The following is a 20774-nucleotide window of genomic DNA, read 5'->3' on the forward strand; positions in this document are numbered from 1 at the left end:
AAAAAAAGAACGTGATATTCTCACGTTCTTTTTTTTACATTATAATAATTTTGTCATCTAGTTTTGTTTGTCCGCTAAGAAGTGCGTTTAAATATTCCACTTTTCTTATACAGGCCTGTATATGTCTTTCAACCTCTTGTAACTCTGCTTGGTGATGTGTTTCAATCGGATGAATTTGTACGTTGAATTTTTCAAATTGACTACTATATGTTATTTCTGCATAGCCGCTCATAATATCCATTTCGTTATGAAATAAAAATTGTTTCGTTTTGTCACAGAATGATACATTCTGAAAGCCATATACTTTTAATGCGTCAATTACTTTTTTAATCATTTTTGTATTCATTTTTTTAACCCTCTTTGCGAAGTTCTACTTATATATTATAACATAAAAAATTACATAGAAAGCGCTTCCAAGTGTATTTTATTATAAACTTTACGTTTCAATCACAAAAATGAAACAAAGAAAAAATAATTGTAAAGAAGGGAGGACTCTTTTATTGTTTCGTCATATATATAGAGAAATAGTGCAAGGAAAGGAAAATTTCCGAATTTGAGTTCGTATTTCAAATTTAAGCGCAATAAAAGAGGTGAGAGACTTGAACTTTGATATTGTAGGACAAAAAGCATATATAAAAGATGGACCGCATCGGAACCGAATTGGAATTGTAAAGAACAGCGAGACAAAATTAGAATCGCAGTTTGCTATTGTAATTGGAGAACAAATCATTGATGTAGAGCTAAAGGATATCGTGTTAGTTGGAGTAGACGTAGGACAATTTCATAAATGGTGCGAACAAAATGGTTATTTGTGAGAAGGACGGGCTGTGAGATAATGAAGTATATTTGAGAAAAGAGAATATGTTATTGTATTCTCTTTTTCTATGTGTAAGGAGATAGAAATGAAGTATAAAGAACGAGATTTCACATTGGAGTTAAAAGAGCAACTAGAAGAGTTTTTAGTAGAAGTATAAAGCGCGGTTTTTATAAAACCTTACAAAAATGTAATTTTTATAAAAATCAGAAAAGATATATAATTCATTTATAATTATCTATTCTAATATACAGGTGGTGTTTTACCATGGCTGAAGTAATTGGTAGAGCTTTACTTATAGTATTTGAGACAATATGTTATACCTTATGTATAAAAGAAAAAGAGGAAGATGAAAAAAACTAAAAAAGGACGCTAACAGTTTTTGTTAGCGTCCTTTTTATTATGAAGCAATTTCACCAGTTTTTGTATCATCTTGATTGTACGTATCTTGATCTAATTCACCAAGCCATTTACTAGAAATAAGACCTGCTGTCATAGAACCACTTACGTTAAGAGCTGTACGACCCATATCGATTAATGGTTCAACTGAGATAACAAGAGCGACAATACCGATTGGTAAGTTCATTGTAGATAGTACGATTAACGCTGCGAATGTTGCACCACCACCAACACCGGCAACACCGAATGAGCTAATAGCAACGACAGCGATTAAAGTTAAAATAAATTGTGGTTGTAATGGATCGATTCCTACAGTTGGAGCGACCATCATTGCAAGCATTGCTGGATAAATACCTGCGCAACCGTTTTGTCCGATAGATACTCCAAATGATGCTGCGAAGTTTGCAATCCCTTCGGAAATACCAAGCTTTTCTTTTTGCGCTTCAATATTTAATGGCATTGCACCAGCACTAGAGCGAGATGTGAATGCAAATGTTAATACAGGGAACACCTTTTTTAAATATTGAATTGGATTTAAACCAGATAGAGCAATTAATAATAAGTGGATAACGAACATTACGATAAGTGCCACGTAAGACGCTAACACGAAGTTACCAAGTTTTAAAATAGCATTAATGTCGCTACCAGCAACTGTTTTTGCCATAAGAGCTAATACGCCGTATGGAGTAAGACGTAAAATTAATGTTACCATACGCATTACGATTGCATATACAGCATCAAGCATTTTCTTAAATAGTTCTGCTTGTTCTGGATATTTTCGTTTTACACCTATAAAGGCGATACCGATAAAGGCTGCAAATATTACAACAGAAATTGTTGATGTTGGACGAGCTCCTGTTAAATCAAGAAACGGATTTGTAGGTAACAGCTCTAATAATTTATCTGGAATTGTTGTTTTTTCAATAGAAGTAAATCTTTCTTCAACTAGTTTCAGACGAGCAGATTCTGCATCACCTTGTTGCAGGCCTGTTGCAGATACATCAAATCCTGCACTTGCGGCGATACCGACAGCTGCAGCGATTCCTGTAGTAAGAATTAAAATTCCGATAATAAGACCACTAATTTTACCAAGGTTTTTCGTTAACTGTAATTTTGTAAAGGCTGAAATAATAGATACTAAAATAAGTGGCATAACGATCATTTGAAGTAATTTCACATAACCGTTACCGATCAAGCTAAACCAAGTATTTGATTCAATAATTACTTTAGAAGTTGGCTCATAAATAAATTGTAATATAAGACCGAATATAATTCCGACTCCTAAAGCAGTAAATACACGTTTATTAAAAGATACATGCTTACGTTGCATATAATATAATACGCCAACTAAGATGATCATGACTGCAACGTTAATTCCGACAAGCAGTGTATTCATGTTGATTCCCCCTAATTCCAATCTGTTATATAGAATATAAGGTAATAAAACCTATAAGTCAACTAGGAAATTGCGGAATTAAAAAAAGATGGCAAAGTGCCATCTTTAATGTCCAGCTCCAGGGACAAGTAAAAACGTCGTGTAGTATGTAAATCCTATGAAGAAAACAGTTAAATATGCCCCGAATACGTATATATACATACGCTCTGTTAAATTTAAATAGCTTAAAAGTACGAAGAAACCCGTTTGTCCTAAAAATAGTAGTGCAGCCTGTTGCATATCCCCTACATAAAACATAACCGAGAAAATTCCAGTCCAAAAGCCGAGAACGCGAAACATGCGCTCCATGCCATCTCCCTCCTTTTCTAAAAAAAGTAAACCTCACCTCATTATAGTTCATTTTTCTTACTATTGTAAATATTCGTTCATATAAAAAGAAGCCAATTATAATTGGCTTCTTTTTATATGAGAAAATTAAATTGTTAGTTTGTAATTACAAGATTTACATCCATCTAGTAGACTATCATTTCGTGTTAATTCCGTGTTAGGGAATAGGATTTCAAAAATCCCTTTCATCATATCTCCGTGCATATTACAAATTTCAGTTGGGTGATGAACAGCAACTTCTTTAAATGGACAATTGTGTACATCGTAGAAAATTTTCGTTCCATCTGCACTTAATTCAAATGCAGGTGATAAACCAGCTGTTGAGAAAGCTTCTTTTGCAATTTGGACTTTTTGCTCTACTGTTAAAGCATCTTCGTTCACATGTAAACGCTGCATATGTTGTTGCATTAACTCGGCCCCGAATTGTTTTCCTGTTTCGTATAGCGCTTTTTCACCAGCGGCGCCAAGACTAAGTAAAGAATTAAATGCTATTCTTGCTAACAATTGATAATCGCGGAATGGAAATTGTAATTGAATCACATCTTCAGATAATACATATAATCTGCTTGGTCTTCCGCCTTTTCCAGTTTTCTTTGTTTCCGATTTCAGCATATGAACATCTTCTAATTTAGATAAATGTAAACGCGCTACGTTTGGATGAATGTCGAACTCATCTGCAATTTCTTGTACAGTTACGTAACTATGTTTTTGAGAAATATATTTATAAATGTAATAACGAGTTGGGTCAGATAATACGCCTGTAATTTTTAAAGCTTGTTCCATGAGGATCTCCACCTTTATCACTTTATCCAAGATAATAACATTATAATACAGATAAACTTCCATATAGGTAATTTCAGACAATAATTCGGAAATTGTTCATAATTTCACAAACATATTTTTCCTTTTCTCTCTAGTGAAAATGTAAAAATACCGATTTTTCAGATGGATTTTTTCATGCTATATACATAGTGGGGAGGGAAAAATGATGAATGGAATTGAAAGCTTTGCGAATATGATTTTGAAAGAGGCGTGTAGGGTACAAGCTTCGGATTTACATATTGTGCCCAGGAAGAAGGATGTAGTGGTTCAACTGCGTATAGGAAAAGATTTAATGACGAAACACTGTATCGAGAAGGAATTTGGAGAAAAACTTGTTTCACACTTTAAATTTTTAGCATCCATGGATATAGGGGAGAGACGGAAGCCACAAAATGGTTCACTGTATTTACAAATGGATGGACAAGAAGTGTATTTACGCCTTTCCACGCTTCCAACCGTATACCAAGAAAGTCTCGTTATTCGTCTTCATTTACAAGCATCTATCCAGCCGTTATCTCATCTTTCGTTATTTCCAAGTACAGCGAAAAAACTACTCTCTTTTTTACATTATTCCCATGGATTACTCGTATTTACTGGACCGACTGGTTCTGGAAAGACAACAACAATGTATGCATTATTAGAGGTCATTAGAAAAAAGAAAACACGTCGCATCGTTACACTGGAAGATCCAGTTGAAAAAAGAAATGACGATGTATTACAAATTCAAATAAATGAAAAAGCAGGTATCACATATGAGGCAGGATTAAAGGCTATTTTACGTCATGATCCAGATATTATTTTAGTCGGTGAAATTCGTGATGAAGAAACAGCGAAAATCGCTATAAGAGCAAGTTTGACTGGCCATTTAGTAATGACGACACTGCATACTAATGATGCGAAAGGGGCGATACTCCGATTTATGGATTTCGGTATAACGAGGCAAGAGATTGAACAATCTTTATTGGCTATAGCTGCACAGCGACTTGTCGAATTGAAGTGTCCGTTTTGCAAAAGAAAGTGCTCAACTTTATGTAAATCAATGAGGCAAGTAAGACAAGCGAGTATTTATGAGTTGTTATATGGATATGAGTTAAAACAAGCGATTAAAGAAGCAAACGGGGAATGTGTCACGTACAAGCACGAAACATTAGAATCTTCGATACGAAAAGGATACGCTTTAGGATTTTTAGAAGAGGATGTGTATGTTTAAGAAAATATGGAGTTTAAGTGATCAAGTTGTATTGCTGAAACGACTAGGAGAACTATTAGAAAAAGGATACTCCCTTTTGCAGGCATTAGAATTTTTACGGTTTCAATTACCTTTAGAAAAGAAAGTACAAATGCAGCGCATGATTGATGGATTAAAAAATGGAAAAAGTCTACACGATTCTTTTCATCAATTAAAGTTTCATCAGGAGATGTTAAGTTATTTATTTTATGCCGAGAAACATGGTGATATTTCTTTTGCATTGCAACAAGGGAGCGCACTTCTTTATAAAAAGGATAAGTATAGGAAAGATATGATGAAAATAATGCAGTATCCTATGTTTTTGGCGCTCTTTTTACTAATCATGATTTTGATTTTTAATCGCATTTTATTACCACAGGTTGACATGGTATATAGTTCATTCGGTTCCACAGCACCGTTATTTACAGAACAAATATTAAGTACAATTAAGCTACTACCCTATCTTATTTTTAGCACTATTTTTATCGTTATGATTGGCTGTAGTCTATATATATTGTACTTTCAAAAACTCCCGCATATGAAGCAGGTAAAAATTAAGCTTTGTATCCCCCTCGTAAAAAAATTTCTTATTTTAAAGCATTCACATTATTTCGCCACTCAATTGAGCGGTTTATTACACGGCGGACTATCAGTACTTGAGGCTCTAACAATAATGATGGAGCAACATTATCATCCGTTTTTTCAATATGAAGCGGGCCGAATTGAACGTCAATTAATTGCGGGAGAACCGTTGCAATCTATTATTGCTAAAAGCGGATATTATGAGGAAGAACTTTCTTATATTATTACGCATGGACAAGCAAACGGTAATTTGGCGATTGAATTAGGTGACTATAGCGATCTTATTATGGAAAAAATGGAGCAAAAAGTTAAACGTATGTTAGTGATCATTCAACCAATTTTATTTACGTGTATTGGGGGAATAGTCGTTCTTATGTATTTAGCAATGATTATGCCAATGTTTCAAATGATGAATTCTATTTAGGAGGCATTTACATGCAGAATGAAGAAGGGTTTACCCTTTTAGAAATGTTATTAGTTATGGTCGTCATAACTGTATTATTACTATTAATTATTCCGAATGTAGTTACACAGCGTTCATCCGTCGATGGAAAAGGATGTAAAGCCTATGTGAAATCTATAGAAGCTCAAATACAAGCATACCATTTACAACATAATAAAATTCCCTCGCTAAAAGAGCTAAGGGATGCAAAATATATTACAGCTGATGAGTGTCCGAATGGTGAATCCATTCATATTTCAAATGATGGCACAGTAACAACTGGGAAACTGTGAAACAAAAAGGTTTTACTCTTTTAGAAATGCTACTCGTTCTATTTGCAATTTCTGTACTAAGTATGGTCACGTATTTTAACGTACATTCATTACATGAAAAACAAAAAGTGGAGCAATTTTTAAGACAGTTTTCAAACGATATTTTGTATATGCAACAATTAGCGATAAACCGTCAAAAACACTATACATTACGATGGTATAAAGATAGACATACGTATTATATAGGGGAGCTAAGTGAGAATCTTACTATCATTAAAAGAGAATATGATAGCGATATACAAATTGATTTGAATACTTTTCCGAATCCGATGACATATAATCCGAGTGGAAATATTAATAGAGGTGGCACTATTTTACTTTCGTATCGAAGTTATAAATATGAGATTGTATTTCAGCTTGGGAGAGGGAGATTTACGTATCGTGAAATGTCAAAAAGGGTCAGTGATGGCTGAGATGCTTGTAGCATTAAGTATAGTAATGATGGCAGTATCTTTACTACTTCCGCAAACAGTATTGGTTATGCAAGAACGAAAAAACATACAAATTCGTTATAAAGCATTTGTATTATTAAAAAGGGAAGCAGCTTTATATATGTATGAGAATGGGGCGAAACGACCGCAAGAAAAAGTCGTAAACGGAAATGTATATTACACATATTGGGGAGGAAATGAAGTTTGTGCTATGTGGAAAGATGTGAAAGGAAGAATGATGGAACAATGCTTTTATGCAGGAGAAAAAATAAATTAGAAGTTGGGTTTACATTAATAGAAATGATTGTATGTTTTTTTCTGTTATCACTGTTCTTTTTACTCTTACCACGTTTGAATTTTATTGGAATAGAAAACAACCAATCAAAAGGATTAAATAATTGGGAATGGGATGTGTTTATAGGACAAGTACAGTTAGAGTTTCGTGAAGTATCTTTTGTAGAAAAAATAGTCCCTGAAAATAAAGATAATCTTTTGCGCTTCCGTCTTCGCACTGGAGATGAAGTGACGTATGAAAAATTGAATAATCATCTTATAAGAAAAGTGAATATGCGCGGAAGAGAAGTTATATTACAAAATGTTGAAATGGTTTCGTATGAAGTAACACCTCATTTGCTCTTTATAAATGTGAAAGATATGAGTGGGAAAATATATGAAGGTGTAGCTGTAAGATATAGCGAAATGGAAATAAATACATGAGAAACCAAGCTGGATTTACGATGCCAGGAACAATCATTTTTCTTGTATTATTAACTTCGTTCTTTGTATACGAAACGAATATGTTGCTTATAGATAAAAAATTTTATATTGAAATAGAGCAAAAGTTTGTACTGGAAGAACTACTAAATCGATCTATTACAAATATAAAAAAAGACTTACAGCAAAAAGAAAAGGAAGATACTTTTTTCTTTCAATATGAAAAAGGCGAAGCAAGTGGGAATTACGTCTTTGAAAACGATGTTATACTCGTTTCGTTGCAGTGCAAAATAAAACAAGAAGTTTTCTACAAGGTTAGTTTCCGGTATAGAAAAAAGGATGAGAAAATATTCGATTGGATAGAAGGATAGTATGTGAAATATATGGATAAAACCATAATTTCTTATTTTAAAATAGGTTATTTTTTTATAGGAAATGGATAAATAAAACAATTGAAAGTTTAAATTTTCTCAAAAAAGAGAAAGGTAGAAAGAATATGATATATTCAAGCTATCCAAACATATTTTTTTAGGGAGAATAGGGAAATGACAAATAACAATCAAATAGGTGAAAATAAGGAACAAACTATTTTTGATCATAAAGGAAATGCAATTATGACGGAAGATAGGGAAATACACATTATTTCAAAATTCGAAGAACCTCTTATTGTCGTATTAGGAAATGTATTAAGTGATGAAGAATGCGACGAATTGATTGAATTGTCTAAAAGTAAAATGAAACGTTCTAAAGTTGGTTCATCACGTGATGTAAATGATATTCGAACGAGTAGCGGTGCATTTTTGGAAGACAATGAGCTTACTGTAAAGATTGAAAAACGAATTTCATCTATCATGAATGTTCCTGTAGCACATGGAGAAGGATTGCACATTTTAAATTATGAAGTGGATCAACAATATAAAGCGCACTATGATTATTTTGCGGAACATAGTAGATCAGCTGCTAATAATCGGATCAGTACGCTTATCATGTACTTAAATGATGTAGAAGAAGGCGGAGAAACGTTCTTCCCGAAATTAAATCTTTCTGTGCACCCTAGAAAGGGAATGGCAGTATACTTTGAGTATTTTTATCAAGATCAATCACTAAATGAGCTTACGTTACATGGAGGGGCACCTGTAACGAAAGGTGAGAAATGGATTGCAACGCAGTGGGTGAGAAGAGGCACTTATAAGTAAAAACGTGTATGTGACGTTTTGTTCTTCATTGTACAAGGAGAACAAAACGTTTTTTTATTAAATAATGTAATCTTTCGTTATAATAACAAATAATAACGGATGATTGAGAGGAACGAACATGAAATCTATATACATAACCGGTTATATGGGAGCTGGGAAAACAACAATTGGAAAAGCGTTAAGTAAAGAACTTCATATGGATGTTGTCGATACAGACCAAAAAATTGAAGAGAAGCAGGAGAAGGCGATTCGTAATATTTTTGCTGAAGAAGGCGAAATGGCTTTTCGGGAATATGAAAGTGAAATGTTACGTTCACTCCCCAGTTGTAATGTCATTATTACAACTGGCGGCGGAATCATTGAGCGAGAGGAAAACCGAAAGTGGATGAAGGAGAATGGAACTGTCGTGTATTTATATTGTGATCCACATCTAATTGCAGAAAGGCTTCGCGAAGATACGACACGTCCACTATTTCAGAAGAAAGATATAGAGGCATTTGTGACGAAATTTGAATCGCGCCGAGCTTATTATGAAGAGGCTCATATTCATATCGATACGACGAATAAGTCTGTAAAGCAAATTATGAATGAATTGAAAGAAAAGATTAATGCATAAAAAAGTGGACATACTAATCAAGTAGAGGTGATGATAATATGTCTACTAATGATTATGTTCGCTTTGTGACACAGCAGTTTGTGTCGTATATGGATGCTCCAAAAGAAGATCGTAAACAAAAGAAAGAACAACGCCGTGCTGAAAAAGAGCCATTTATGAATAAGTGGTTTGGTGTTATGCCGCTTAGTGCTGCTTTGTTTTATCGAAACGTAAAAAATAAAAGAAAAAAATCAAGTTAACGATTTCGTAATATGTATAGCAAAATGAAAATCCCCTAGTAGCATCATACTACTAGGGGATTTTTTATTTACTGCACGGATTCCTTTTCTTCTGTAACGGCATGTATTTTATTGTTTACCCAGACAAATCCAATTCCGATACAAATGGAAATGCCCCACCCAACAGCGGTCATAATTGCTCTCATTTCACCATAGCCATCTACACCGAAAACAGAGATGAAATAAATTTTTAAGAAGCTTTTTAATATGAATTGTAGGCCGAAAAATAGCGTTAAGTATTGTAGTGCTGGATAGATGCGACTATCACGATACAGTTCACGACTTTTATCACGGTCATGGCCTTGCAATGCGGCAATATCTGCTGCGAAATATAACATAAGTGGTTTTTTTATAAAAATGGTACATATAACGATAATACCGAGCACGATGTGATAATACGCATCGTTCCATAACATTCGTTCAGCTGATCCAGATAATAGGTCTACCGTTGTATTAGAAATGAGTGTAATTAAAATAAAGAATCCTGTTACGTTAAACTGTTTTTCTTTTTTAAAGGTATACAGTGTATAAATAATCCCCGGAACAGAGGAAAGTAACATCGCGTAATAAGGGTCGATATAAGGTTTTGCGAATTTCCAAATGAGGAATGGGATTACGAGATAAAAGACAAGATCCAATATAGCTTTTTTATTTTGATTCATACATGGCCTCCTTAAGTCATACATATATTTTATAATATAATTTCTGAAAATTATATAAGGTTTAGTGGGAAAAGCAAAAGTATATTCATATTTGAGGTATTGGTAGATTGAAAAATTGCCCCTAGCGTAGTAAGTTTTTTTAGTATATAATAAAGGAAACGCTTTCATTTTTTGGTTTGTTCACAAAATGGACGGAAAATCACATAGTTACTGTCGATATGTTGCTTTATAATGAAACTAATTAAATATACATGCATACAATATTGTGAAATAAATAACATAAATAATCTATATAAATGTAAACGTTATCAAAATAGAGAGGTGGAAACAATGAGTAAATTTTTCTTCAATCATAATCCAGCAACAGTAGAGGATGGAAGGCTTGTTAAGTATGCTGAAATTATTTATGGAGAAGGTGGCCGTTCTGTATTAGAAAATTTAATGGTGAAGGCATCTATCAGATTGCGTGATCGTTATCCGAATAAATCTGACGAACAGATCTCGAACCTCGTAAATAAAGGCATCCATGATATGTTTCGAAAATATGTGAGTGAGTAAGAGTAGCCGATGGCTACTCTTATTTTTTTTGCATAAGGATGGTGCCTCTAGCTGAAAATAAGGGTGTATTTTGAAAGATATAAAAGGAGTGAAACAGATGAGCAATGGAATTGGCCGTTCAAAAGAAAATCTTCCAACTGATGCAAATCATGTGAGTGCAAAGGATCGTGCGTATCAAAAACGTATGGCAAAGCAAAAACAACAAGAGCGTAATGGCGATAGAGGATAACGCAAAGTAAAGCTCCTTCTAAAACAGAAGGAGCTTTTTAAGATAGAAAATGATTCGCGGTAACATAAAAAAGTCCACCGTTAATAATTTGCACTGTAATGCGGGGTTCATACTGTTCTTGCAGTGCTTGTTTTTCAATTTCATAGCTTTCAGGAAGTTCATCACTTTCTTCATAAAAACGATTTAAAAGGTCCAAATCGTGATTCCAGCGCACCCTTGCTTCTTTCGCCCACGTATGGTCATCTTCTGCAATAATGCTTTTTAAAGCATCCTCTATACGTTGTAAACCGCTTTGCGGTTTAATGATAGGCGAGAGCGTAAAACAAAAGTCAGGTATTTTCGGTGTGAGTTTAATTTTAGCTAATGTTTCATGAAAGTTTGCAATCATTGTGCCAGAAATAAGATGAATTCCAATGGAGTGGAGGATATCTTTTTTTCGATCACATTGATAGGAAACTTTAATATTTACACCGAGCCACGGATGGAGCGGTGTATGTGTCGCCCCGCTATGCCGTACTTCCTCATATAAACGTATGTAAGACCCTAATTCTTTTGTCGTTTGAAAAATTTGATGAAGACGTGGTGAACCGTAGTGAATAAGCTCGCCATCGTTTTCTTCATTTTCTGGATTTGTAATAAGGGTAAGGCGCATCGGATTCGGTACGCCTCCTGTTTTCTCAAGATAGTGCCAATAAAAAGGGCGGTTCATTAATAATTTATCCATCTCAATTGTTAACTGCACGTCTAATAATTGAGGAGAACGCTCTAAAATTTCGCAGTTATTCGCCTCGAAAAAATTATATAAGTAATTATGAATTTCATGTTGCTGCATAGCCTTGCACCTCAGCTTCATTTCGTTTCGCGAAGTCGATAATAGATGTTAAGTTTTCCATCTTAATTCGGATTTCTCCTTCGCTTTTTGATTGCGCAAATATTTCTTGAATGTGCGCGTCGATGTTTTTCATATTAATTCTCGTTAAAATTTCATCGAGTTCACCGATAACACGCTCGAATAAATTGATTTTTTCATATAACAGTTTCAAAATATGTTCTTCAACAGTGTGTTTTGTAGCTAAGTTATAAATATGAACATCATTCTTTTGACCAAGACGGTGAATACGTCCGATTCTTTGTTCAAGGCGCATTGGGTTCCATGGTAAGTCGTAATTGATCATATGGCTACAAAACTGTAAGTTAATCCCTTCACCACCAGCTTCAGTTGCAATTAACACTTGCGCACGGTTTTGGAAAAGTTCCTTCATCCAATCTTTCTTCCCGCGTTTAAACCCACCGCGGAATGGTACGGAAGAAATACCGTGTTGTTGTAAAAACCATTGTAAGTACATTTGTGACGCTCTATATTCTGTGAAGATGATGACTTTATCGTCAATTTCTTTTATAAGCTCTAGAGCTTTATTCGCTTTTGAGTTAAAAGGAATATGATTAATTTTGTCCATTAGCACATCAATATGCGGGTCTTTTATGTAATGTTCATTTTCCTTCTGTCGTTTTTCTACATGTTTTTTTAATGAATAGTAAACAGCCTCACGACTACTGCACGCTTCCCGTTTTAAAGTTAACGATGAGAAAGCGGATGTGAAGGCATCTTGTCCTCTCCAATTTTCAATATCATTATATAAAGCTTGCTCTTCTTCATTAAACTCAACAAAAATTGTACGTACATGTCTCTTTGGCCAATCAATTCCGGTATTATGACGCCGATTTCGGACCATTACTTTGTTAATAAGAGCTTTTAAATCTTCATCAGATTCGGCAGAACGATTTTTTGAAGCGTAATATTCTTCAAAGTTGGATTGATTGCCTAAATGTCCTGGTTTTAATAAAGAAACGAGGTTGAAAATTTCATCAATCTTATTTTGAACAGGAGTAGCAGTTAATAATAAACAAAATTTCTTTTTTAATCGTTGTGCAAATTCATAGTTTTTTGTTTTATTATTTTTAAGTTTATGTGCTTCATCGATAATAATAAGGTCATATTCTAAGTTCAAAACGATATCACGATGCGGTGAACGTTTTGCAGTATCAATGGATGATACAATCACATCGGCTTGTTCCCATGAATAGCTTTTCTTTTGGGCTACAGCTGGAATGAAAAACTTTGTATTTAGTTCGTATGCCCATTGTGATACGAGAGAGGCCGGGACGAGTATAAGTACTTTTTTCACAAGGCCACGGACCATATATTCTTTTAAAATAAGTCCAGCTTCAATCGTTTTCCCAAGTCCTACTTCATCTGCTAGAATCGCTTTGCCATTCATTTGTTCAATGACATTTTGAGCCACTTCTAATTGATGAGGAAGCGGTGTGAAATGAGATAAATGTTTCGGTGCTTGTAGTCCATCGAAAGTAGGAACAAGTAACGATTTTTCTGTTTCATAAGCTAAATGGTATAAATCCCAGTTTGTCCAAGGGCCATCTTCGTCAATTCTATTTAAAAAATTGTTTTGCCACGTCCGATCTACGGAAATATCGACATTCATTATGACTCTCCCACCTTTTATAAACTAAAGTAATTATTAAAAAAATCTTTATTATATAAGCCTTGTAATAAGGCTCTATTACACTTGCTGAAAGTTAAAGAATAGGAAAAGATAAAGGGCTAAATTTTGAAAATTGTATTTAATAAGATTAAGAATGAAAAATTCTAAATTATTTTTTATGCTAGAATATTGATGAAATATAGCGAATAATGTTAGGATAATGGTGTGAAATGTGTGGAATCTTTCGTATTTTATCCAAGAAAGTGATTTTTTATTTACGCTTTCATAAAAAAATATAATGAGATTCCGTATATCCTATCTTTTCAGAGTGAAAATGTTTAGATATGGCGAGCAACTTTTATTGATTTGTCAAAGCATAAGGGGGAGAGAGCATGATTACATTACAACGTACACCGTTATTTGATGTATACGCGAAGTATGGTGGAAAAACAATCGACTTCGGTGGTTGGGAATTACCAGTTCAATTTTCAAGCATTAAAGAAGAACATGAAGCTGTACGTACGGCTGCAGGTTTGTTCGATGTGTCTCATATGGGAGAAGTTGAGGTAAAAGGTGTAGATAGTTTAGCATTTTTACAACGTGTTGTTACAAATGACGTTTCTACCTTAAAGGTAGGAGGCGCACAATATACAGCTATGTGCTACGAAAATGGTGGTACAGTAGATGATTTATTAATCTACAAACGTGGTGAAGAAGACTATTTATTAGTAATCAATGCATCAAATATCGAGAAAGATTACGAATGGTTAGCTAGCCATGTAATTGGCGATGCGACAGTAGTCAATGTTTCTAGTGAAGTTGCACAGCTTGCAATTCAAGGTCCAAAAGCAGAAGGCATTTTACAAAAAGTTGTGTCAGAAGATTTGAAAGAAATTAAGTTCTTTAAATTTAAAAACGATATTCTTGTAGATGGAATTCCAGCACTTGTATCTCGTACAGGTTACACAGGTGAAGATGGATTTGAAATTTACTGTAAGAGTGAAGATGCTGCAAAACTTTGGGAGAAACTTCTTGAAGTTGGAGCAGAAGAAGGCTTAAAAGCATGTGGTTTAGGTGCTCGCGATACACTTCGATTCGAAGCAACATTACCACTTTATGGTCAAGAATTATCAAAAGATATTACACCGATTGAAGCTGGCATCGGCTTTGCGGTAAAACCAAATAAAGAAGCAGACTTCTTTGGAAAAGAAACGTTAAAAGAGCAAAAAGAAAACGGTGCGCCTCGTAAATTAGTCGGCATCGAAGTAATCGAACGTGGAATTCCTCGTACACATTACCCTGTATTTATTGGAGAAGAAAAAATCGGGGAAGTAACGAGTGGTACACAATCTCCAACGTTAAAGAAAAGCATTGGTTTAGCACTAATTGATGTAAAATACGCAGCAGTTGATACAGAAGTAGAAATTGAAATTCGTAATAAACGCGTCAAAGCAGTAGTTGTTCCAACACCATTTTATAAACGTTCAAAGTAACGGGGAGAGGGGTAGATTTCATGTTGCATCGTTATCTTCCAATGACAGAAGAAGACAAAAAAGAAATGTTACAAACGATCGGCGTTCAAACGATCGATGAGTTATTCTCTGATATTCCAGAGAGTGTTCGTTTTAAAGGGGATTTAAAAATTAAAGAAGCAAAATCAGAGCCAGAGCTTTTAAAAGAGTTAACTCAAATGGCTAGTAAAAATGCTAACTTAAAAGAATACGCTTCTTTCTTAGGAGCAGGTGTATACGATCATTACGCTCCAGTAATTGTAGATCACGTTATCTCTCGTTCAGAATTTTATACAGCTTACACGCCATACCAACCAGAAATTTCACAAGGGGAATTACAAGCGATCTTTGAATTCCAAACAATGATTTGTGAATTAACAGGAATGGATGTAGCAAACTCTTCTATGTACGACGGAGGTACAGCTTTAGCTGAAGCGGCAATGCTAGCAGCTGGCCATACTCGCAAAAAGAAAATTCTTGTATCTAGTGCAGTTCATCCAGAATCAAGAGCAGTACTTGAAACGTATGCAAAAGGTCAACATCTTGAAGTTGTTGAAATTAATCATAAAGATGGTGTAACAGATTTAGACGTATTACAAAGTGAAGTAGATGATACAGTTGCTTGTGTAATCGTTCAATATCCAAACTTCTTCGGACAAGTTGAAAAATTAGCTGATATTGAAAAAATCGTTCATCAACAAAAATCATTATTTATCGTTTCTTCAAATCCATTATCATTAGGCGCATTAACACCACCAGGAAAATTTGGTGCTGATGTTGTAATCGGTGATGCACAACCATTTGGTATTCCAACGCAGTTTGGTGGACCACACTGTGGTTACTTTGCAACAACGAAAGCATTTATGCGTAAAATTCCAGGACGTCTTGTTGGACAAACTGTAGATTCAGATGGTAAACGTGGATTTGTATTAACGTTACAAGCACGTGAACAGCATATTCGCCGTGATAAAGCGACGTCTAACATTTGTTCAAACCAAGCGTTAAATGCATTAGCAGCATCAGTTGCAATGACGGCACTTGGTAAACAAGGTGTGAAAGAAATGGCACGTCAAAACATTTCTAAAGCACAATATGCAAAACGTCAATTTGAAGCGAAAGGCTTCACTGTAACATTTGCTGGACCATTCTTCAATGAGTTTGTTGTAGATTGCAAGCGTCCAGTGAAGGAAGTAAACGATGCATTATTACAAAAGAATATTATCGGCGGTTACGACCTAGGCCGTGATTATAAAGAGCATGAGAACCATATGCTTGTAGCAGTAACTGAGCTTCGTACAAAAGAGGAAATTGACACACTTGTAAACGAAATGGGGGCTATCCAATGAAGAATCAAGACCAAGCACTTATCTTTGAAGTGAGTAAAGAAGGACGCATAGGATATAGCCTACCAAAATTAGATGTAGAAGAAGTGAAACTAGAAGATGTGTTTGAGAGCGATTATATTCGAGGAGAAGATGCAGAGCTACCAGAAGTATCTGAACTTGACATTATGCGCCACTATACAGCACTTTCAAACCGTAACCACGGTGTAGATTCTGGATTCTATCCACTTGGATCTTGTACGATGAAATATAATCCGAAAATTAATGAGAATGTAGCTCGTTTCGCAGGATTTGCAAATATTCATCCATTACAAGATGAAAAGACAGTACAAGGTGCAATGGAATTAATGTACGACTTACAAGAGCACTTAATTGAGATTACAGGTATGGATACTGTTACATTGCAACCAGCAGCGGGTGCACACGGAGAATGGACAGGCTTAATGTTAATTCGTGCATACCATGAAGCAAATGGTGACTTTAACCGTACGAAAGTAATTGTTCCTGACTCTGCTCACGGAACGAATCCAGCATCTGCAACTGTAGCTGGTTTTGAAACAATTACAGTAAAATCAAATGAACATGGTCTTGTTGACTTAGAAGATTTAAAACGTGTTGTAAACGAAGAAACAGCAGCACTTATGTTAACAAATCCTAATACATTAGGTCTATTCGAAGAAAATATTTTAGAAATGGCAGAAATCGTCCATAACGCAGGCGGTAAATTATACTATGATGGTGCAAACTTAAATGCGGTATTAAGCCAAGCGCGCCCAGGAGATATGGGATTTGACGTTGTGCATTTAAACCTTCATAAAACATTTACAGGTCCTCACGGCGGCGGTGGCCCAGGTTCGGGTCCAGTAGGTGTGAAAGCTGATTTAATTCCGTACTTACCAAAACCAATTTTAGAGAAAACGGAAAATGGCTATCACTTTAACTATGATCGTCCAGAAGCAATTGGACGCGTAAAACCATTCTATGGTAACTTCGGAATTAACGTTCGTGCATACACATACATTCGTTCTATGGGTCCAGATGGACTACGTGCAGTAACGGAGTATGCGGTATTAAATGCGAACTATATGATGAGAAGATTAGCACCATTCTATGATCTTCCGTTCGATAGACATTGTAAGCATGAGTTTGTATTATCAGGTCGTCGCCAAAAGAAACTTGGCGTACGTACATTAGATATCGCAAAACGCCTGCTTGATTTCGGTTACCATCCACCGACAATTTACTTCCCATTAAATGTGGAAGAATGTATTATGATTGAGCCGACAGAAACAGAATCAAAAGAAACATTAGATGGTTTCATTGATAAGATGATTCAAATTGCTAAAGAAGTAGAAGAAAATCCAGAAGTTGTACAAGAAGCGCCACATACAACGGTAATTAAACGTTTGGATGAAACATTGGCCGCTCGTAAACCAGTTTTACGTTATGAAAAGCTAGCTCCTGTACAAGTTTAATTAGAGTAACAAAGGAAGAACTCGCTATATGCGGGTTCTTTTTTTTGTATGGAGAATTTGTCCCGCGATTTGTGGGCTGATAATCAATGGGGATGAACAAAAATCCCCCGCTGATTAAAGTTTCACTTTATGCAGAACTAGTGAAGAAAATGTTAAAATTTTATATTTTTTGTTTCATAATGGTGTAAAGAAGTAGTTTCATAGGTGATTTTGTTGAAAAAGTCAGTTTGATAAAAGTATTTATTTTTGTTAGAATTTTATTGAAATTAAGAAGATGCAATGAGATAGGAATGACTCATTTTTATGTATATGTGAAAAAACGAGCAAGTTGGGGGTGAAAATGTGGGATATCGGTGTTATAGAATGATATACCATTTAGAAAACGGAAAAACGATTAAAGATGTAAAAGAATTTTGTTATCGAGATCAAGGAAAAGTATTAGAAAGAGTAGCACATCGTGTAATGGATAATAGAGAAGTGACGGCAATTGATAAGAAAGGAACCATCATTTCAATAGCATGTGAGGACATTGTAAAGGTGGAACTTGATTACATAACAGAAAGTTAACCTTGAGTCATATCGAATTATTCGATACAATATACTGTTGAATGGTGACGAGAGAAGAGAGGAGTTTATTATGGGTAGTACAAGACACTTTTATATGTTTATCTTAGCGTTTGTTCTTGTTGTAGCATTAACGATTTATTTAATTGTTGATAGCACTTGGTACAACACAGTTCATCCGGCTTTCCTTCTGTTTATGTATGTAGGAATTGCGGTAGTGAGTTTTGGAATGAGAGATGAGATGTTAGATCGCTTTGAAAAGTGATACATATACGAAAGACCAACAGGAAAATGTTGGTCTTTTTTTCTTGCCAAAAATAGGATAGTGTGTATATACTGTATATATAAGGTATATACAGTATATACACACACTGGAGGAAAACATGAATATTATTATTTCGAATTCTTCCCAAGACCCTATTTATGTGCAAATAAGAAAACAATTAAGCCAGCTTATTTTAAATGGTGGTTTAAAGGGTGGAGACCAATTACCGTCTATTCGTAGCTTAGCTAAGGAATTACAAGTTAGTGTAATTACAACGAAGCGTGCGTACGAGGAGCTTGAAAAAGAAGGATATATAGAAACTGTTGCTGGGAAGGGGACTTATGTTTCACGTAAAAATAATGAACTACTAAAAGAACAGCGGCTACGTCTATTGGAAAGTAAAGCGGAAGAGGTTGTAAATGAAAGTAAAGCGTTGCAGCTTTCACTTGAAGATTTACAGCAGATGATTGCGTGTTTATATGAGGGGGAATAAGAGATGTTAGAGCTAAAAAACGTTTGTAAAAGTTATCAAGATTTTGCAGTGAAAAATATAAGTTTTACGTTACCACGCGGATATATTATGGGATTTGTCGGACCGAATGGAGCAGGGAAAAGTACGACGATTAAAATGATTATGAATTTAATTAGAAAAGATAGCGGTGATATAAAAATTTTTGGTAAGGACAATAAAAAAGTCGAGAAGGAAATAAAACAAAATATCGGTTTTGTATATGATGAAAATCATTACTACGAAGATTTAACGTGTGAACAAATGAAACGTATTATTGCACCGCTATATAAAAAGTGGGACGAAGAGCAGTATCAATCGTATATGCATAGATTGCAAGTTCCGAAGTATAAAAAAATTAAAGAACTATCAAAAGGGATGAAAATGAAATTTGCGATTGCTATCGCACTTTCGCACCACGCGGAGTTTATCATTATGGACGAACCGACAGCAGGATTAGATCCAGTTGTTCGAAGTGAATTACTTGATATGTTGCAAGAAATTGTAATGGAAGATGAAGTATCTGTATTATTCTCAACGCACATTACAACAGATTTAGAGCGCATCGCAGATTATATTACGTTCATCAATGATGGAGAAATTATATTTACTGGTGAGAAAGATGAACTAATGGAGAACTACGTAATCGTAAAAGGAAGTAATGACTTATTAGACCGAGAAGGAAAAGAATTATTTGTTGGATTACGAAAAAATAAATTTGGTTTCGAAGGTTTAGCAAAGGATAAACAAGCAATTATCGATTGGTTTGGAAATGAGGTTGTACTAGAAAAGCCTACATTAGATGATATTATCGTTTACACCGCAAAAGGGAGAGGTGCCTATGCGTCAGCTCATCTATAAAGATTTGTTCTTTTTTCGGGGGATATGGCCAGTGTATCTTATTATACCCTTTATATTCTTTTTATTTGAAAACGGTGATGGAATGCTGTTTCCTATGAGTTGTTTATTTATAACTCTTTCCGCAGTTATGATATTAGTCGCAATAGATGAACGAAATACAAGTGACATTATTATGAATAGTTTACCGTTAAGCAGAAAGGATATCATAATTGCTAGATATATTTCCTGTGCAATATTTATTGTAGGTGGCATGTTCTCTACGATGTTGGTTGCTTTTCTTATAAGAGGTATCGCTGTTATTGGTGATATAGGTGCATATCATCCTAATTTATACATTGAAATTCCATGGTATGGAGTAGTAAATGGGCTTATTTACGCCGTGTTTTTAGTTGTCACCTTTTACCCTAGTTATTATGGTACAAAATCGAAGATAGTAAGAAGTATAATATCAGCAGCCTCAATAGGAGTGGGTGGGATACTTTGGATATTTATTAGTGATGGACTGAATAAAACAGCACCTTCGTTCATTGAGTGGATTATGAATCCTATGCATGTTGGTATGTTTATAGTTGGAATTATTACATTAGTTAGTATTTACATTGCTTCTATGTTTCTTACAATTAAAATTTATGAAACGCGTGATTTATAGAGAGGAGAATT

At 34.8% G+C, this 20774-nt stretch carries 28 protein-coding genes and 1 pseudogene; 21 read left to right on the forward strand and 8 right to left on the reverse strand.

Annotated features, from left to right (window positions below; translation table 11 throughout):
• Positions 1-34: 34 nt before the first annotated feature.
• Positions 35-346 (reverse strand): hypothetical protein, encoded by a 312-nt coding sequence (locus DN392_RS04665; RefSeq protein WP_001093232.1) that lies wholly within the window; start codon positions 344-346, stop codon positions 35-37.
• Between the two features lie 253 nt (positions 347-599).
• On the opposite strand from DN392_RS04665, the gene DN392_RS04670 reads away from it, so the two are divergent.
• Positions 600-815, forward strand: coding sequence for a DUF3912 family protein (locus DN392_RS04670; protein ID WP_001008334.1), 216 nt, complete (start codon positions 600-602; stop codon positions 813-815).
• A 399-nt stretch (positions 816-1214) separates the two neighbouring features.
• On the opposite strand, the gene DN392_RS04675 is transcribed toward DN392_RS04670, so the two are convergent.
• The 3 genes from DN392_RS04675 to DN392_RS04685 all read right to left on the reverse strand — a co-directional run bounded on the left by DN392_RS04675 (position 1215) and on the right by DN392_RS04685 (position 3779).
• A complete protein-coding gene (locus DN392_RS04675; RefSeq protein WP_001094324.1) occupies positions 1215-2609 on the reverse strand; it encodes an L-cystine transporter in 1395 nt (464 codons plus the stop codon).
• Between the two features lie 105 nt (positions 2610-2714).
• The gene (locus tag DN392_RS04680) at positions 2715-2957 is read right to left on the reverse strand and encodes a DUF2626 domain-containing protein (protein WP_000440719.1); all 243 of its coding nucleotides are present in this window, start codon (positions 2955-2957) and stop codon (positions 2715-2717) included.
• Positions 2958-3083: 126 nt separating this feature from the next.
• On the reverse strand, positions 3084-3779 hold the full coding sequence (locus DN392_RS04685) for a helix-turn-helix transcriptional regulator (RefSeq protein ID WP_000434122.1): 696 nt from the start codon (positions 3777-3779) through the stop codon (positions 3084-3086).
• 205 nt (positions 3780-3984) lie between these two features.
• On the opposite strand from DN392_RS04685, the gene comGA reads away from it, so the two are divergent.
• The 10 genes from comGA (at position 3985) to DN392_RS04735 (ending at position 9598) form a co-directional block, all read left to right on the forward strand.
• Positions 3985-5028 carry a competence protein ComGA gene (comGA, locus tag DN392_RS04690; protein ID WP_001013192.1) on the forward strand — a complete coding sequence of 348 codons (1044 nt, stop codon included), beginning with the start codon at positions 3985-3987 and terminating at the stop codon, positions 5026-5028.
• The gene (gene comGB, locus DN392_RS04695) at positions 5021-6052 is read left to right on the forward strand and encodes a competence type IV pilus assembly protein ComGB (RefSeq protein WP_000473556.1); all 1032 of its coding nucleotides are present in this window, start codon (positions 5021-5023) and stop codon (positions 6050-6052) included. The genes comGA and comGB overlap by 8 nt, the downstream gene beginning before the upstream one ends.
• Positions 6053-6063: 11 nt before the next feature.
• On the forward strand, positions 6064-6363 hold the full coding sequence (gene comGC, locus DN392_RS04700) for a competence type IV pilus major pilin ComGC (protein WP_061672359.1): 300 nt from the start codon (positions 6064-6066) through the stop codon (positions 6361-6363).
• The gene (gene comGD, locus DN392_RS04705) at positions 6360-6815 is read left to right on the forward strand and encodes a comG operon protein ComGD (RefSeq protein WP_000810391.1); all 456 of its coding nucleotides are present in this window, start codon (positions 6360-6362) and stop codon (positions 6813-6815) included. The genes comGC and comGD overlap by 4 nt, the downstream gene beginning before the upstream one ends.
• Positions 6808-7110: a hypothetical protein gene (locus tag DN392_RS04710; RefSeq protein ID WP_000829516.1), complete on the forward strand. Its 303-nt coding sequence runs from the start codon at positions 6808-6810 to the stop codon at positions 7108-7110. The genes comGD and DN392_RS04710 overlap by 8 nt, the downstream gene beginning before the upstream one ends.
• A complete protein-coding gene (comGF, locus tag DN392_RS04715) occupies positions 7080-7550 on the forward strand; it encodes a competence type IV pilus minor pilin ComGF (RefSeq protein ID WP_048562311.1) in 471 nt (156 codons plus the stop codon). The genes DN392_RS04710 and comGF overlap by 31 nt, the downstream gene beginning before the upstream one ends.
• A complete protein-coding gene (gene comGG / locus DN392_RS04720) occupies positions 7547-7918 on the forward strand; it encodes a competence type IV pilus minor pilin ComGG (RefSeq protein WP_001245749.1) in 372 nt (123 codons plus the stop codon). Before comGF ends, comGG begins: the two co-directional genes overlap by 4 nt.
• 174 nt (positions 7919-8092) lie before the next feature.
• Positions 8093-8743 (forward strand): 2OG-Fe(II) oxygenase, encoded by a 651-nt coding sequence (locus DN392_RS04725; protein WP_046957539.1) that lies wholly within the window; start codon positions 8093-8095, stop codon positions 8741-8743.
• 118 nt (positions 8744-8861) lie between these two features.
• A complete protein-coding gene (gene aroK, locus DN392_RS04730; protein ID WP_000836634.1) occupies positions 8862-9359 on the forward strand; it encodes a shikimate kinase AroK in 498 nt (165 codons plus the stop codon).
• Between the two features lie 38 nt (positions 9360-9397).
• Positions 9398-9598, forward strand: a complete 201-nt coding sequence (locus DN392_RS04735) for a YqzE family protein (RefSeq protein WP_000106081.1) — start codon at positions 9398-9400, stop codon at positions 9596-9598.
• 68 nt (positions 9599-9666) lie between these two features.
• On the opposite strand, the gene DN392_RS04740 is transcribed toward DN392_RS04735, so the two are convergent.
• A complete protein-coding gene (locus tag DN392_RS04740) occupies positions 9667-10299 on the reverse strand; it encodes a VC0807 family protein (protein ID WP_001073110.1) in 633 nt (210 codons plus the stop codon).
• A gap of 139 nt (positions 10300-10438) precedes the next feature.
• Positions 10439-10556: pseudogene (locus DN392_RS04745) on the reverse strand (GTP pyrophosphokinase).
• A 73-nt stretch (positions 10557-10629) separates the two neighbouring features.
• Here DN392_RS04745 and DN392_RS04750 point away from each other — a divergent pair.
• Together DN392_RS04750 and DN392_RS30660 are read left to right on the forward strand one after the other, a co-directional pair.
• Positions 10630-10857, forward strand: coding sequence for a hypothetical protein (locus tag DN392_RS04750; RefSeq protein ID WP_000032704.1), 228 nt, complete (start codon positions 10630-10632; stop codon positions 10855-10857).
• Positions 10858-10954: 97 nt separating this feature from the next.
• A complete protein-coding gene (locus DN392_RS30660) occupies positions 10955-11086 on the forward strand; it encodes a hypothetical protein (protein ID WP_000064669.1) in 132 nt (43 codons plus the stop codon).
• Positions 11087-11123: 37 nt separating this feature from the next.
• On the opposite strand, the gene DN392_RS04755 is transcribed toward DN392_RS30660, so the two are convergent.
• Positions 11124-11918, reverse strand: a complete 795-nt coding sequence (locus tag DN392_RS04755; RefSeq protein ID WP_001183975.1) for a YqhG family protein — start codon at positions 11916-11918, stop codon at positions 11124-11126.
• Positions 11905-13587, reverse strand: coding sequence for a DEAD/DEAH box helicase (locus tag DN392_RS04760; RefSeq protein ID WP_001100033.1), 1683 nt, complete (start codon positions 13585-13587; stop codon positions 11905-11907). The genes DN392_RS04755 and DN392_RS04760 overlap by 14 nt, the downstream gene beginning before the upstream one ends.
• Positions 13588-13979: 392 nt before the next feature.
• On the opposite strand from DN392_RS04760, the gene gcvT reads away from it, so the two are divergent.
• The 8 genes from gcvT to DN392_RS04800 all read left to right on the forward strand — a co-directional run bounded on the left by gcvT (position 13980) and on the right by DN392_RS04800 (position 20763).
• On the forward strand, positions 13980-15080 hold the full coding sequence (gcvT, locus tag DN392_RS04765; RefSeq protein ID WP_000631766.1) for a glycine cleavage system aminomethyltransferase GcvT: 1101 nt from the start codon (positions 13980-13982) through the stop codon (positions 15078-15080).
• Positions 15081-15100: 20 nt separating this feature from the next.
• On the forward strand, positions 15101-16444 hold the full coding sequence (gene gcvPA / locus DN392_RS04770) for an aminomethyl-transferring glycine dehydrogenase subunit 1 (protein WP_000903246.1): 1344 nt from the start codon (positions 15101-15103) through the stop codon (positions 16442-16444).
• Positions 16441-17916 carry an aminomethyl-transferring glycine dehydrogenase subunit 2 gene (gene gcvPB, locus DN392_RS04775; RefSeq protein WP_000795688.1) on the forward strand — a complete coding sequence of 492 codons (1476 nt, stop codon included), beginning with the start codon at positions 16441-16443 and terminating at the stop codon, positions 17914-17916. Before gcvPA ends, gcvPB begins: the two co-directional genes overlap by 4 nt.
• A gap of 363 nt (positions 17917-18279) precedes the next feature.
• The gene (locus DN392_RS04780; protein WP_000639158.1) at positions 18280-18483 is read left to right on the forward strand and encodes a DUF3929 family protein; all 204 of its coding nucleotides are present in this window, start codon (positions 18280-18282) and stop codon (positions 18481-18483) included.
• Positions 18484-18553: 70 nt separating this feature from the next.
• Positions 18554-18745, forward strand: coding sequence for a hypothetical protein (locus DN392_RS04785; RefSeq protein WP_000535935.1), 192 nt, complete (start codon positions 18554-18556; stop codon positions 18743-18745).
• 118 nt (positions 18746-18863) lie between these two features.
• The gene (locus DN392_RS04790) at positions 18864-19238 is read left to right on the forward strand and encodes a GntR family transcriptional regulator (protein ID WP_001021362.1); all 375 of its coding nucleotides are present in this window, start codon (positions 18864-18866) and stop codon (positions 19236-19238) included.
• Between the two features lie 3 nt (positions 19239-19241).
• The gene (locus tag DN392_RS04795) at positions 19242-20114 is read left to right on the forward strand and encodes an ABC transporter ATP-binding protein (RefSeq protein ID WP_000891319.1); all 873 of its coding nucleotides are present in this window, start codon (positions 19242-19244) and stop codon (positions 20112-20114) included.
• Positions 20095-20763 carry an ABC-2 transporter permease gene (locus DN392_RS04800; protein ID WP_001249420.1) on the forward strand — a complete coding sequence of 223 codons (669 nt, stop codon included), beginning with the start codon at positions 20095-20097 and terminating at the stop codon, positions 20761-20763. Before DN392_RS04795 ends, DN392_RS04800 begins: the two co-directional genes overlap by 20 nt.
• The last annotated feature ends 11 nt before the right edge of the window (positions 20764-20774 follow it).

It is taken from the genome of Bacillus sp. BB51/4 (assembly GCF_008368845.1).
GTDB lineage: Bacteria > Bacillota > Bacilli > Bacillales > Bacillaceae_G > Bacillus_A > Bacillus_A wiedmannii.